This window comes from Ectopseudomonas khazarica (assembly GCF_004521985.1).
Classification (GTDB): Bacteria; Pseudomonadota; Gammaproteobacteria; order Pseudomonadales; family Pseudomonadaceae; genus Aquipseudomonas; species Aquipseudomonas khazarica.
In genome coordinates this window covers 125137-138668 of the sequence record NZ_SBHZ01000007.1, presented here as the reverse complement: position 1 = coordinate 138668, position 13532 = coordinate 125137, and the positions used below count along the sequence as shown (strand labels likewise).

Below are 13532 nucleotides of genomic sequence, written 5' to 3'. Positions count from 1 at the left end.
CGAGGCCCATGTCTTGCTGCAGCCAGGCGCTCGCCTCAGCGTGCCAATGGCAGCGCCATGCCGATCAGCACGAACAGCGTGCCGCAGCTGCGGTTGAAGGTGTGGCCGCCGCGTTGCAGCCAGGGGCGTACGCGCACGGCGGTGAGGGCCAGCAGCAGTTCGACGAGGAACTCGACCACGGCGAAGGTCGCCGCCATCACCACGAACTGCACGGCCAGGCCGCGCTGGGGGTCGAGGAACTGCGGCAGGAAGGCGCCGTAGAACAGAATCACCTTGGGGTTCGACAAGGCCGACAGCAGGCCCTGGCGAAACAGTCGCCCGGCGCTGGGGCGCACGCCGCTGTCGGCCAGCGTCAGGTTCATCGGCGGCGCGCGCCAGAGCTGGATGCCGAGCCACACCAGGTAGGCGCCGCCGATCCACTTGAGTGCCAGCAGCGCGGTGGGTGCGGTCTTGAGCAGGGCGCCAAGGCCGAACATGGCCAGGGCGATCAGCGTGCCGAAGCCGACCACGCCGCCGAGGATGGTCGCCAGCGCCATGCGTGCGCCGTACAGCCCGCCATGGGTCAGCGCCAGCAGGCTGTTGGGGCCGGGCGTCAGCGCCAGGCCGAGGGTTGCGACGAAGTAGACGAGCCAGAGTTCGAGGGCCATGTGGGTCTCCTGGGAAGGTGGCCAGTCTACTCAGCGCTACAGCCGGTAATGAGGTAGATTCTGGTCATCTACCAGTCGATTCTGGACGACTCATGTTGCAACGCCCTGACCTGCGCTTCCTCCTGCTGCCTCTGCCGGAGTTCGCCCTGCTGCCGTTCGGCGGCTTTCTCGACAAGTTGCGCTTCAGCGCCGACGACGAGGACTACAGCCGTCAGCGCTACTGCACCTGGACCATTCTCGGCCTGCAGCCGGGGCATGTGTCGTCGAGCAGCGGTGCGGCGTTGCGAATCGAGGCCACGCCGCAGGAGCTGACGCTGGCCGAGCACGACTATCTGGTGTTGTTCGGCGGGCGTAACGCGCAGGCCACGGCGGCGCTGGCGCCGGCCTACCGGGCCCTGTTGCGCCGCGCCGTACGTGCCGGGGTGAAGCTGGTGGCGATCGACAACGCCAGTTTCCTGCTGGCCGCCTGTGGCCTGCTCGATGGCCATCAGGTCGCGGTGCACTGGCGTCACCAGGCGGAGTTTCGCGCCAGCTTCGCCCACCTGCGGCTGGCGCACGAGCGCCTGTACAGCATCGATTCCGAGCGGATTTCCTGCGCCGGGGGCACGGCGGCCATCGACCTGGCGGTGGAGCTGTTGGCCCGTGGCAGCGGACGGGCGCGGGCGCTCAAGGGCCTGGCCGACATGCTGGTGGACGAGACGCGCAGTGGCCAGCACGCACTGCGCTCGCTGCATGGCACGTCCAGCGGCGAACGTCATGTCGACCGTGCCATCGCCCTGATGCGCCACGGCCTGGCCAGCGCCGACGGTATCGAGCAACTGGCGGCCAGTGTCGGTATCAGTCGCCGGCAGCTCGACCGCCTGTTCCGCGCCCGCCAGGGCATGAGTGCCCGCGAGTACTGGAACGAGCTGCGCCTGCAACACGTGCGCTGGCGCCTGCTCAACTCCAGTCACAGCCTGGCGCAGATCGCCGACGAGATCGGTGCCAGCGACGCCAGCCACCTGGGCAAGCTGTTTCGCCAGCGGTTCGGTGTCGCTCCCGGCGCTTTCCGTCGCCAGGGCGGCATGCCGTCGTAGGGTGGATCACGCTTCACCGATCCACCGTCAGCGCATGCGCCGCTGTGCTTCATCGATCCATCAGCAACGGCAGCCACACCGATGCCAGCAGCAACAGCGCCATGGTCCGGTTGAACAGCAGCAGCCGCGACGGTTGCCGCAGCAGGCGGGCGCTGCCGGCGCCGAGCAGGCCCCAGCTGAGCAGGCAGGGCGTGGAGACCAGCAGGAACAGCGCGGCATGGATGGCCACGCGGCTTGGTGAAGCCTGGCCATCGAGAAATATTGCCGTGACCGAGAGGGTCATCAGCCAGGTCTTGGGGTTGATCAGTTGCAGGACGGCGCCCTGGACGAACCCCTGGCGTCGCTCGATGGGCCGTGCCTCGATACCGGCCGCGTCGCGGCGCATCAGCTTGCAGGCCATCCAGCTGATCCAGGCGGCGCCGGCCCAGGTCATCGCCGTTTGCAGCAGCGGCGTGCGCGCCAGCAGCTCGCCCAGGCCGAGGCCGACCACCAGCAGCATGAGACTGGCACCCAGGCTGGCGCCGAGGGCGATGGTCAGGGCAATGGGCAGGCCGAAACGCGAGGCGCTGCCGAGGATCAGCAGGTTGGTCGGCCCCGGGGTGATCGAAGCCGCCGAGGCGAAGAGGATGAAGGGCAGCCACTGGTTCATGGCCGGGGCCCTGGTGCGGTGAGGGGCATCGATGATCGCTCCATGTCGGGTCATGGTGGCGATTGTCCAGTGGCCCCGCTCAGCGGTCTTGAAGCTTTGTGCAGAGGCTGCGGTAGGCGCCGGGGGTGACGCCATTGGCGCGGCGGAACCAGCGGCCGAGGTGACTCTGGTCGGCGAAACCCAGATCGCTGGCGACGTCGGCGGGCGCACTGCCAAGGGCCAGCAGGCGGCGCGCGCGCACCAGGCGCAACTGGATCAGGTAGCCGTGCGGGGCGATGCCGAAGGCGGCCTTGAAGGCTCGCGTGAGGTGGAAGCGGTCCACGCCGCAGACCCGGGCCAGTTCACCGAGGCCGATGTTCTCGTGGAAGTGCGCGTGCAGGTAGTCGCGTGCGCGCAGGGCCACGCCGGGAATCTGCGGGTTGCCCTGCATGCGCTGGCGCCATTGCAGGTTGCGCGAAAGGCGTTCGAGCAGGCCATCCAGGGCCGCATCGCGGACCATGCGCGGCTCGCCCTCGCGCAGCGCCTGCAGGGCGTTGGCGATGTGCGGCAGCAGGCCGGGGTCGTCCGGCTGGGTGCGTGGCACGCTGGGCAGGCAGTCGACGGGAGCCTGTTCGAACAGCGCCGGCAAGGCGCCTTGGAGCCAGGCCGGTTCCAGGTACAGCGTGGAGTAGGTGAAGCCCCCTGGCGCCGGGGCGTTGCCGTCATGAATGTCGCCGGGCTCGAGGAAGAAGGTCTGCCCCGGCACGCTGCTGAACAGGGCGCGGCGGCAATTGAACTGCTGCACGCCCTGCTCGGTGAAGCCGATCAGGTAGCTGTCGTGCCAGTGCGGATCGTAGGCATGCCCCTCGAAATGCGCGCGGATCACCTCGATGCCTGTATCGGCATCCTGTTTGAGGTCGACCCATGATTGCGCGTTCATCGCCCGGCTCACAGTGGAAAGAGGAACGCCCGAGCTTAACCCGTTTGCCGGGCATGCCTAGAACGTTTGTGCAGATGGCAGGGGCTGTGAATAAAAACAGGCGCCTTGATCCGTAGGAGCGGCTTCAGCCGCGAAATTCGCGGATAAATCCGCTCCTACGAACGCTTGGCAATACTGCTTGAGGACGATGGTCTAGTCGGCCTGCGCGGGGTACCAGCGCGGTGTGTACACCCAGTCGCCGCCCTCGGCGCGGGGGAAGCGGCGGGTCTGGCTGGAGCCGATGATCACCAGGGTGCGCATGTCGACCATCTCCGGCGTCAGCTCGCCCAAGGTGAGGTTGCGCAGCGCTTCGGCCGGGCGGCCAATGTCGCGGCCGAGCACCACCAGGGTTTCCGCCGCACGCTGCTGGCGCAGCAGTTCCAGCGCGCGGCCGAGCTGCCAGGGGCGGGCCCTGGAAATCGGGTTGTAGAAGGCCATGGCCAGATCCGCAGCGGCGGCGTGCTGCAGGCGCTGCTCGATCACCGCCCAGGGTTTGAGGTTGTCGGACAGGGAGATAAGGCAGAAGTCATGGCCCAGTGGCGCACCGGCCTTGGCGGCGGTGGCCAGGGCAGCCGAGACGCCCGGCAGCACCTCCAGTTCGACCCCGCGCCAGGCCTCGCTCTGCGGGCTTTCCAGCGCTTCCATCACGGCGGCGGCCATGGCGAACACGCCGGGGTCGCCCGAAGAGATCATCACCACCCGGCGGCCCGTGGCAGCCAGCTCGAAGGCATGGGCGGCGCGCTGCAGTTCCTCGCGGTTGTCGCTGGGGTGCAGGCGCTGGTCGGCGCGCAGCGGGCCGGCCATCTTCACGTAGGTGTCGTAGCCGAGCAGGTCTTCGGCCTCGTCCAGGGCGCGGCGCACGGCGGGGGTCATGTGCTCGGCGGCGCCAGGGCCGAGGCCGACCACGCTGAGGCGGCCACGACGCTGGCCAAGGCGTTCGACATCCAGCGGCTGCTCGGCCAGCAGCAGGCGCAGGCCGTCGCCGGCGAGCTGCCGGGCGGGCAGTTCTGCGCTTGCGCCGTGAATGAAGCGCAGCGGCAGGTTCAGCTCGCGCGCGGCTGCGTGCAGTTCGGCATCGGCCATCCGGGCCTTGTCCGCGAGCAGAGCGGCCAGGGCCTGTGGCGCCAGGTTGGCGGCGCTCAGCGCCCGGTGGATGCGTGCCGCCAGCTGGTCGTCGGTTCGCTCGACCTGCACGGCGACGCTGCGCGGATGGATCAGCAGCTCGTCGGGCTGCGCCGGGCGGGCCTGCGGGGTGATGTGGATAACCCGCTTCGCAGCGTTATCCACAGGCAGCTGGGCGGCCTCCAGCCAGGGCGCCTGGCCTTCGATGCGCACCGTTTCGCCGCCGAGCAGGTCGCTGACGAAGCGCTTGCCCTGTTGCAGGTCGGCCAGGGCGTAGCCGGCCGGCGGCTCCAGCAGGCAGGTGCCGAAGCGCAGCTCGCCGCTGGTGGTGATCGCCGGTGTGACCTCCAGGTGTGCGGCGATCTCGCGGGCCAGGCGATTGACCCCGGCCAGGCCACCGAGCAGTGGCACCACGGCGCTGCCGTCTTCGGCAAGGGCCAGCACCGGTGGCTCGCTGCCCTTCTCCGCCAGCAGCGGGGCGAGGCTGCGGATGACGATGCCGGCGGCGCACAGCACCAGCAGCGGTTGCCCGGCCCGATAGAGCGCACGCAGGCTGTCGCCGAAGTCGTCGTAGTGACGCTCGGCAGCCTCGACCCGGCCGCGCAGGCCATGGATCAGCGCCTGTGGATAAAGCGTCTTGAGGCGTTGTGCAGTGGCCAGCGCGCTGCTGCCGAGGATGACGATGTTCATGCGGTAGATCCTGTAGCCCGGATGAAATCCGGGGTGTGTGTTTCCCGGATTGCATCCGGGCTACGTGCGAGCTGGGGGGAGCGTGTAGGGTGGATGGCGCTTCACCCATCCACCGCCACGATGGTGGATGAAAAAAACGTCATCCACCCTACGAATCCAGGAGCGGCTGGGCCGCATTCCGCTCCCACAGGCAATCGATCACCCCCGCCATTTCTGGCCGGGCACCAGAATCATCGAGAAGTATGGCGAATCCATCGGCTCCACCTCGTCCAGCGCGACGATCTTCTGGCTGGCCATGGTCGCGCGCTCGACGTAATGGGCGCGGTCGTCCAGGCCGAGCTTGCGCAGCACGCGGCGGACCTTGTCGAAGTTGCGCCCGAGCTTCATCACCACGGCGGCCTCGGCATCGCGCAGGCGCTGTTCGAGCTCTTCCTCCGGCAGCACGCCGGAAAGCACGCTCAGGCTCTGGTTGCGGTACACCAGCGGCGTGCCCAGCACCGAGGCGCAGCCGAGCATGGAACACACGCCGGGCACCACCTCGACGTCGTAGCGCTCGGCGAGGCGGTCGTGCAGGTACATGTAGGAACCGTAGAAGAACGGGTCGCCCTCGCAGATCACCGCCACGTCCTGGCCGGCGTCCAGCAGCTGGGCGATCTGTGCGGCGCAGGTGTCGTAGAAATCGGCAATCACATCCTCGTAGGACAGCGGTGCGGCGAGCTTCTCGGTGGTCACCGGGTAGACCAGCGGCAGGCGCTGCTGGGCGTCGTCCAGGTGCGCCTCGATGATGCCGAAGGCGTTGCCACCCTGGCCGGCGTTGTGTTTCGCCTTGGCCACGAAGTAGGCCACCACTGGCGCCGACTTGAGCAGGCGCAGCGCCTTGAGGGTGAGCAGCTCGGGGTCGCCGGGGCCGACGCCGAGACCAAGCAGACGACCGGCCATCACTCCACCTCCGAGGCCAGCGCGTTGACCGCGGCCACCGCCATGGCGCTGCCGCCGCGCCGACCGCGCACGATCACGTAGGGCACGCCACGGCTGTCTGCGGCCAGGGCGTCCTTGGATTCGGCGGCGCCGATGAAGCCCACCGGCATGCCGATGATCAGCGCCGGTTTCGCGGCGCCGGCGTCGAGCATTTCCAGCAGGTAGAACAGCGCGGTGGGGGCGTTGCCGATCACCACCACGCTGCCCTCCAGGTGTTCGCGCCAGTGTTCCAGGGCCACCGCCGAGCGGGTGTTGCCGACCTCACGGGCGAGCTCGGGCACGCCGGCGTCGTGCAGGGTGCAGAGCACCGGATTGTTCGCCGGCAGGCGCGGGCGGGTGATGCCCTCGGCGACCATGCGCGCATCGCAGAGGATCGGCGCGCCGGCCAGCAGGGCTGCGCGGCCGGCGGCGCCTGCTCCGGGGGAGAAGCGCAGGTCCTCGACCACGTCGACCATGCCGCAGGCGTGGATCACCCGCACGGCGAGTTTCTCCAGGTCGGCGGGAATGCCGGACAGGTTGGCCTCGGCGCGAATGGTGGCGAAGGAGCGGCGGTAGATTTCCTGGCCGTCGCGGATGTAATCAAGCATCAGGGAGTCCTGCGGGAAGGTGGCGGGCGAACCAGGCGCCGGCCTCGTCGATGGTCATGGACGGCACCAGCAGGCGACCGAAGCCGGTCACCTCGGGGGTGCGTTGATAGAGCTGGTAGTGATCGGGCGTGCTGGCCAGCAGGGTGTAGGGCTGCACCCGCGCGCTGGCGCAACTGCGCGGGCAGGCGCTGAGGTGAGCCTGCGGGCGGGCGCCGTTGGCGCGCAGCAGCTCGGCCAGGTGCAGCGCGTGGTGCTTGCTGTCGGCCAGGCCACGGGCGCAGGCGGCCGATCCGGTGCAGGCGACCAGCCCGAGCAGTGGGTCGCCGGCCTCGTGCAGCAGGCCGAGTTCGCCCAGCGCGTTGCACAGGGTTGCGGCCTCGGCCTGCGGCACGTTGCCCAGCAGCAGGCCCTGCCAGGGAGTCAGGCGCAGTTCGCCGCCGGCATGCCGCTCGCTCAGCTCGGCGAGGGCCAGCAGCTGTTCGGCGTGCAGGCGGCCCAGCTGGGCCCCGGCGACGACCATGCACAGGCCGGCCCGGGCCTGTGGATAAATCCCTGCGGGCGCCCGCTCGACGCCAGCGGGCGTCTGCCAGTCGGCTGTTGGCGGCTGCAGGGGGAAGTCCAGGCGTGCCTGCAGGCGCTGCAGCAGTTCGCTGGCCGGGAGCTGCGCCAGCAACTGGCGCATGCGTGATTGTTCGGGCGTGGCCAGTTCGAGGAACAGCAGCAGCAACTGGCGCACCAGCTCGACCGCCTGCGCGGCTTCGATGCGTGCCAGCGGCGCGTCGCTGGGGCAGCCGGCCAGGCCCAGCAACAGGTGGCGTTCATCCTCGGCGGCCAGCCACAGGTCGTGCGGGTGTTCGCGCATCGCCAGGGCTTCGCCGCCATCCAGCTGCAGGGCGAACTTGGCTGACAGGGCATGCAGCGCCGGGGTGTCCTGCAGCAGGTCGAGGAGCTGCCCGGCAAGCGGGCGAACGTCCATCCGTGCCTGCGGGTCGAGGCCAGCGGCAGGGCTGAGCAGGAGGTTGCGTACGTCGTCGGCGGCGGCCACGCGCGGACCGACACCGGCAGCGAGCAGTGCGCCGATCAGCGCGCTCTCCTGGCCGGGCAGCACGCCACGAATCTGCAGGTTGCTGCGGTTGGTCAGCTCCAGGGTACCGCTGGCGTAGCGCCGGGCAGCCTCTCCGATCGCACGCGCCTGGGCACTGTGCAGCACGCCGCCAGGCAGCTTGACGCGGCAGATGCCGCCGTCCAGTGCGGGCACGATGCGCAGCAGGCCCGGACAGGCAGAAGCCCGAGGGGTTGGCAGTTCGGCGGTGAGGGGACAGTCGCGCACAGGGTTCACCAGCAACAACGACGCGGCGACCGGACCAGCGAAACCCGTCGAGAGGGTTTCATGGCATCGGTACACCCCGCCCGATGTTGGCACTCGCGACCAGCGTTCGTCGGCAGGTCTCCTGGCTGACAGGTCTTCATCCGCTGCGGCCTTCCCGGTTGCCCAGTGGCGTATGTGCGGCGGACTCGCTGTTTACAGTTGCGGGGGCAGCTCGGTGGCGATGGTTGATCGCTCCGGATTCCCTCTTCGAGGCTGTCGACGATCCACCGCAGCAACGCCAGGCTCGGAAAGCCACCGGCGGCTGACGCATGTGCTGCAGATCGTGAACAGACTCTTGGGCCCGTATACAAGGGGCACCGACGAAGGCGCTATTATGCCCGCTTTGCGCGGCGTCGCGACACGCGCCCTGTCGGCTACTTGCGAGGAAGGTGGATGAAACCCTGGTTGACCCTGGTGGGTATCGGCGAAGACGGCTACCCCGGCCTGGGCAAGGCTGCGCGGCGGGCCCTGCTGGCGGCCACGCGCATCGTCGGTGCGCCGCGCCAGCTGGCGTTGCTGCCGCCGTGCATCGCTGGCGAGCGGGAACACTGGCCGAGCCCCTTCGACCTGCAGCCGTTGCTGGCGCGGCGCGGCGAGGCGGTATGCGTGCTGGCCAGCGGCGATCCGATGTTCTACGGCGTCGGGGCCAGCCTGACGCGGCAACTGGCGGCCGATGAGCTGCAGGTGTTGCCGGCACCGTCGTCGGTGTCGCTGGCGGCGGCGCGCCTGGGCTGGCCGCTGCAGGAGGTGGACGTGGTCTCGCTGGTCGGCCGGCCGCTGGCCACGCTCAATGCCCGCCTGTTTCCCGGTGTGCGCCTGCTGCTGTTGAGCGCCGACGGCGACACGCCTGCCCAGGTTGCCGCAGCGCTGTGCGCGCGCGGTTTCGCTGCCAGTCGCCTGACCCTGCTGGAGCACCTCGGCGGGCCCGAGGAGCGCCGTGTCGATGGCCTGGCCGCGCAGTGGAGCCTGCCGCGCGCGGCCGATCTCAACCTGCTCGCCGTGGAGTGCCTGGCGGACGCCGGGACCCAGGTGCTGCCGCCGACCTGCGGCCTGCCGGACGATGCCTATCGGCATGACGGCCAGCTGACCAAGCGCGACGTGCGCGCGGTGACCCTGGCGCGCCTGGCGCCGCTGCCCGGCGAGCTGCTGTGGGACGTGGGCGCCGGCTGCGGCTCCATCGGCATCGAGTGGATGCGCGCTCATCCCGCCTGCCGCGCCATCGCCATCGAGGCCAATGAGGGCCGTCAGGCGCATATCAGGCACAACCGCGACGTCCTTGGCGTGCCCGCTCTGCAGCTGGTGGCCGGGCATGCGCCGGAGGCCCTGGACGGATTGCCGGCGCCGGATGCCATCTTCATCGGCGGCGGCGTCACCGTGCCGGGGCTGCTGGAACAGTGCTGGGCCGCGCTCAAACCGGGCGGGCGGCTGCTGGCCAACGCGGTGACGATCCAGAGCGAGGCGGCGCTGGTGGCCTTTCGCGAACGGCAGGGCGGCGAGCTGCTGCGCCTGACGGTGGCGCAGGCGCAACCGCTGGGCGGGTTCGATACCTGGCGGGCGGCGTTGCCGATCACCCTGCTGGCGGTACGCAAGCCGTGAGGCCGCGCATCCTGCTGCTGGGCGGCACCAGCGAGGCGCTGCGCCTGGCTCGTCAGCTGGGCCCCGAAACGCTGTACAGCCTGGCCGGCCTGGGCCGGGTACCGGACGACCTGCCCTGTCGCGTGCGGGTGGGCGGCTTCGGCGGTGCCGACGGGCTGGCCGCGTTCATCGCCGCCGAAGGCATCGAACTGCTGCTGGACCTGACCCATCCCTACGCCGCGCAGATCAGCGCCAACGCGGCGCGGGCCGCCGCGCTCAGCGGTGTGCCCTGCTGGGCGCTGCGGCGCCCCGGTTGGCAACCTGTGGCCGGCGACGACTGGCGCGAAGTGGAGGGCTGGGACGGGCTCAGCCATGCCCTGGCACCCTTCCAGCGGCCATTCTTCACCTCCGGGCGCGAGCCGCTGGCGCATCTGCATGAGATTCCTGCGCACCAGCACTGGACGGTGCGTTGCCTGCAGAGCGAGCCGGCGCCGCCCCGCGCGGAGATCATCGGGGCCCGCGGGCCTTTCTCGCTGGACGAGGAGCGTGCCCTGTTCGCCCGTATCCGCTGCGACGTGCTGGTGAGCAAGAACAGCGGCAGCCAGGCGACCGAGCCGAAACTGCAGGTGGCGCGCGAGCTGGGTCTGCCGGTGCTGCTGTTGCGCCGGCCCGAGCCGGCGCCGGCAACGCGCAGTTTCTGCGACCTGCAGACGCTGCTCGAGGCGTTGCCGCGCTAGGTCGCCTTCACCAGCAGGCCGTCACTCAGCCACTGGTGCAGCCAGCGCGCGGCCTGCACAGGGGCCTGCTCCCCCAGTTCCTGCAGGCTGTCGCACAGCTCGGCGAAGTTCAGCCCCTCACAGGCCATGGCCTGCAAGGCCTGCGCTTGCGCAGGGTCGAGGCTGCGATAGCGGGTGACCAGTTGCTCACGCCAGATCAGGCAGGTCTCGGCGTGCTCCAGGGCATGACTGCCCGGGAATGCCTGCTCGTGCTTGAGGGCACGCCACAGCTCCAGGCTGTTGTGCTGCAAGGTCAGCCATTGCACGCTCGGTTGCAGCGCCACGCGCAGCAGCGGCCAGTCCTGTGCCGCCAGGTGCGCCAGGTGTTCGGCACGCAGCAGCTCGGCATCGTGGGCGTCGAAGGCCAGGGTGAAGGCCCATTCCAGGCGCGCCAGTTCGGCCAGCGGTGCAGCCTGCTCGGCGACCAGGTGCTGCTCGATGAAGCCGGCCAGGTTGGCGCCCAGCCAGCGCAGGCTGAAGTGCGCCGAGGGATGGGCGTCGAGGTAGTCGCGGCCGAGGCGCTCGAAGTCGTCGTCGCCGAGCCAGGCGTGGATCGCCGCGTAGTCGCCCTGCAGGGCTTCGAGCAGGCGTGCGCGATAGGCGTTGTGATAGATCGCCAGGCCCTGTTCGGCGCTCAGTGCGGCGCTGCCGAGCAGGCTGGCGGCGAGGGCGGCATCGGGCGTCGACTGGTTGCCGAGCAAGTAGCGCTCGACCTCGCGCTGCCATTCGTTCAGGCGCATGCCGCCTCCTCGTCGAGCACCTCGCGGGCGATGCGCCGCGCCTGCTGCAGTTCGCTCAGCAGCTCATCGAGAGGCGGCAGGTGGTCGTCCCGCTCGAGCAGGGTGGAAACCGGGCCCAGGTGCGCCAGGGTGCGCCGGTACAGCTGCCAGACCGGGTCGCACACCGGGTGGTCGTGGGTATCGATCAGGTAGTCGCCGTAGTCGTGGTGGCCGGCCAGGTGGAACTGGCGGATGCGCTCGGTCGGCAGCGCGCTGATGAAGTCCCACGGCTCGAAGCCATGGTTGCGCGCGCTGACGTAGACGTTGTTGATATCCAGCAGCAGCTCGCAGCCGCTGAGTTCGCACAGGGCCGAGAGAAACTGCCATTCGCTCATCTGGTCATCGGCGCAGCGCAGGTAGCTGGAGACGTTCTCCAGGACCAGCGGCCGCTCCAGCACGTCCTGCACCTGGCGCACGCGTGCGGCGACGTGCTGCAGGCTTTCCTCGGTGTAGGGCAGCGGCAGCAGGTCATGCAGCTGGTGGGCATTGCCCCGGCTCCAGCACAGGTGGTCGGAGATCCACGCCGGGCGCACGCGCCTGGCCAGTTGCGCCAGGCGCTGCAGGTAGTCGCGGTCCAGCGCGTGCGGTCCGCCGATCGACAGCGATACGCCGTGCATGACCAGCGGGTAGTGTTCGGCGATGGCGTCGAGGTAGTACAGCGCCTTGCCGCCATCGACCATGTAATTCTCGGAGATGATCTCGAACCAGTCGACCGCGGGCCGCCGTTCGAGGATTTCCTGGTAGTACTCGCTGCGCAGGCCCAGGCCGTGGCCGAGCATCGTCGTTGCTTTCATCGCCGCCTCCGCAGGTGAAAACGGGGCGACCGGCCGGCCGCCCCTCGTGGCTCTTAGGCGCCTACGGTGCCGCCGGCAGCGGAGCACTCGGCCTTGGTCATCACCTTGAAGCCGTGGCCCTTGCAGACTGCCTGGCCCTTGCAGGCGTTCTCGGCGGTCTTGCAGTCGTTCTGGCCTTTGCAGGAGGTCACGCCGTAGCAGTGTACGGTCGCTTCCTCGGCCGAGGCGACGCTGGCGGTCATGCCGGCGAACAGCGAGGCGGCGGCGAAGGCAATGGCGGCGCCAGCGGCGGTGGTCTTGATAGTCATGCGCTTATCCTCTGGAAATTGGAGAGGCCGGCTGAAGCATCGTCGTTCAGGCCCGGCAACTCACTAGAGTCGGACCTGCCGCTGGCGTTACAGGGGTGGAAAAAACTTTCTGTTCAGTGCGTCTGCGCACTGTCGTCAGGCTGGTCGATACGCAGCTCCGGCACGGCCCGCCCCGCGACCAGGCGCTCGTCCACCAGGCGGATGACCGCTGCCTCGTCGCTGACGCCGTACCACTCGCCCTGTGGATAAAGGCTCGCTGTCGGGCCCAGGTCACAGGGGAACTGGCACTGGCTGCGGGTGATGTGCACACCGCCGGGACATTCCAGGCGGCCGGCGGCCTTGAGGCGCTGGCGCAGGGTTTTCCACAGGCCGAGGGCGCCCTTGCGCGTGCAGCGCGGACCGTTGCACAGCAGCAGGCGCTGGCTGTGCGGCGGAATCTGCGACCAGGGGTGCTGCTCGGGCAGGGCCGGCACGTCCTGGCAGGGCAGGTGGCGGCCGGTCTGTTCGAGCAGTGCGGCCAGGCCGTCCAGCCAGGCGTCCTCGAGGGCGCTGCACACCACGAAGACGGTTTCGCCGTTGCCGCGCTCGGCGATGCGCTGGCGCAGCCAGTCACGGTGCATGGCATCGGCGCGGGGTTCCAGGTCGACCACCAGCAGCGGCCGTGGTGCATCCGCCACGGCCTGCCAGAAGGCTTCGGGGTCCTGCTCGCTGTCGTGCAGATGGGCCTCGCCGAGCAGGGCTTCGGCACGTTGGCGCAGGCTCTGGGCCAGTGCGCCACGGGACAGGCCCGGCCCGCTGAACAGGACGCGGGCGTAAGCGATTCGAGTCATGGACGTCTCCGGGAAAAGGGTGGGGCAGTCTAGCGGCTCGGCGCGCTGCACGCAGGCCCAATGCCCGAGGTGCCTTGACGCGAGGCGGCGGCGATGGTCATATCCGCCCCGCTTCAGGTGTCTCACGCCGCCGCGCGTGAGGTGAAACGGGAAGTCGGTTGAAGTCCGACGCTGCCCCCGCAACGGTAAGCGAGCGACCGCATCGAAACGCCACTGTGCGCCACGCGCATGGGAAGGCGATGCGTTCATGCCCCTCGCAAGCCCGGAGACCGGCCTGGAGTCACTCTGTCTGGCAACCCGCGGTGGGCGGGCGTTGACTCCAGTAGGGCGCGTTCGTGCCCCTGTCTGCTGTTGCGCATTTCCATCGGATTGCCGTGCCTTTTCCTTTGCGATG

Annotated in this window: 14 protein-coding genes and 2 riboswitches; of the genes, 3 read left to right on the top strand and 11 right to left on the bottom strand. The window is 69.6% G+C overall.

Translation table 11 applies throughout. From position 1 onward, the window contains the following. Positions 1-35 precede the first annotated feature (35 nt). Positions 36-647, bottom strand: coding sequence for a LysE family translocator (locus tag EPK82_RS11080; protein ID WP_037054705.1), 612 nt, complete (start codon positions 645-647; stop codon positions 36-38). Between the two features lie 92 nt (positions 648-739). Between EPK82_RS11080 and EPK82_RS11075 the strand changes: the two genes are divergently transcribed. Next, complete coding sequence (locus EPK82_RS11075) at positions 740-1723, top strand: GlxA family transcriptional regulator (RefSeq protein WP_134676602.1); 984 nt, start codon at positions 740-742, stop codon at positions 1721-1723. A 49-nt stretch (positions 1724-1772) separates the two neighbouring features. On the opposite strand, the gene EPK82_RS11070 is transcribed toward EPK82_RS11075, so the two are convergent. From EPK82_RS11070 to cobG, 6 genes are all read right to left on the bottom strand, one after another. Further along, a complete protein-coding gene (locus EPK82_RS11070; protein ID WP_134676601.1) occupies positions 1773-2372 on the bottom strand; it encodes a LysE family translocator in 600 nt (199 codons plus the stop codon). A 79-nt stretch (positions 2373-2451) separates the two neighbouring features. Further along, positions 2452-3291 (bottom strand): AraC family transcriptional regulator, encoded by an 840-nt coding sequence (locus EPK82_RS11065; RefSeq protein WP_037054699.1) that lies wholly within the window; start codon positions 3289-3291, stop codon positions 2452-2454. 192 nt (positions 3292-3483) lie between these two features. Further along, positions 3484-5142: a precorrin-3B C(17)-methyltransferase gene (cobJ, locus tag EPK82_RS11060; RefSeq protein ID WP_134676600.1), complete on the bottom strand. Its 1659-nt coding sequence runs from the start codon at positions 5140-5142 to the stop codon at positions 3484-3486. Positions 5143-5340: 198 nt separating this feature from the next. Further along, positions 5341-6081 (bottom strand): precorrin-2 C(20)-methyltransferase, encoded by a 741-nt coding sequence (locus EPK82_RS11055; protein ID WP_037054696.1) that lies wholly within the window; start codon positions 6079-6081, stop codon positions 5341-5343. Further along, on the bottom strand, positions 6081-6707 hold the full coding sequence (locus tag EPK82_RS11050; RefSeq protein ID WP_037054693.1) for a precorrin-8X methylmutase: 627 nt from the start codon (positions 6705-6707) through the stop codon (positions 6081-6083). The genes EPK82_RS11055 and EPK82_RS11050 overlap by 1 nt, the downstream gene beginning before the upstream one ends. Continuing rightward, on the bottom strand, positions 6700-8037 hold the full coding sequence (cobG, locus tag EPK82_RS11045) for a precorrin-3B synthase (RefSeq protein WP_244229917.1): 1338 nt from the start codon (positions 8035-8037) through the stop codon (positions 6700-6702). Before cobG ends, EPK82_RS11050 begins: the two co-directional genes overlap by 8 nt. A gap of 94 nt (positions 8038-8131) precedes the next feature. Continuing rightward, positions 8132-8328, bottom strand: a riboswitch (cobalamin riboswitch). A 141-nt stretch (positions 8329-8469) separates the two neighbouring features. Here cobG and cbiE point away from each other — a divergent pair. Beyond that, a complete protein-coding gene (gene cbiE / locus EPK82_RS11040) occupies positions 8470-9672 on the top strand; it encodes a precorrin-6y C5,15-methyltransferase (decarboxylating) subunit CbiE (RefSeq protein WP_134676598.1) in 1203 nt (400 codons plus the stop codon). Beyond that, entirely contained in the window at positions 9669-10388 is a 720-nt protein-coding gene (locus EPK82_RS11035; RefSeq protein WP_134676597.1) for a cobalt-precorrin-6A reductase, read from the top strand. The genes cbiE and EPK82_RS11035 overlap by 4 nt, the downstream gene beginning before the upstream one ends. Here the strand turns inward: EPK82_RS11035 and EPK82_RS11030 are convergent. The 4 genes from EPK82_RS11030 to EPK82_RS11015 all read right to left on the bottom strand — a co-directional run bounded on the left by EPK82_RS11030 (position 10385) and on the right by EPK82_RS11015 (position 13138). Continuing rightward, the gene (locus EPK82_RS11030) at positions 10385-11167 is read right to left on the bottom strand and encodes an HvfC/BufC N-terminal domain-containing protein (protein ID WP_037054688.1); all 783 of its coding nucleotides are present in this window, start codon (positions 11165-11167) and stop codon (positions 10385-10387) included. The two genes, EPK82_RS11035 and EPK82_RS11030, sit on opposite strands and share 4 nt — an antisense overlap. Continuing rightward, positions 11158-12000, bottom strand: coding sequence for an MNIO family bufferin maturase (gene bufB / locus EPK82_RS11025; RefSeq protein WP_134676596.1), 843 nt, complete (start codon positions 11998-12000; stop codon positions 11158-11160). Before bufB ends, EPK82_RS11030 begins: the two co-directional genes overlap by 10 nt. 53 nt (positions 12001-12053) lie before the next feature. Further along, positions 12054-12308: a BufA2 family periplasmic bufferin-type metallophore gene (bufA2, locus tag EPK82_RS11020; protein ID WP_037054684.1), complete on the bottom strand. Its 255-nt coding sequence runs from the start codon at positions 12306-12308 to the stop codon at positions 12054-12056. A 113-nt stretch (positions 12309-12421) separates the two neighbouring features. Beyond that, positions 12422-13138: a (2Fe-2S) ferredoxin domain-containing protein gene (locus EPK82_RS11015; protein ID WP_134676595.1), complete on the bottom strand. Its 717-nt coding sequence runs from the start codon at positions 13136-13138 to the stop codon at positions 12422-12424. A 98-nt stretch (positions 13139-13236) separates the two neighbouring features. Next, a riboswitch (cobalamin riboswitch) is annotated at positions 13237-13430 on the top strand. The last annotated feature ends 102 nt before the right edge of the window (positions 13431-13532 follow it).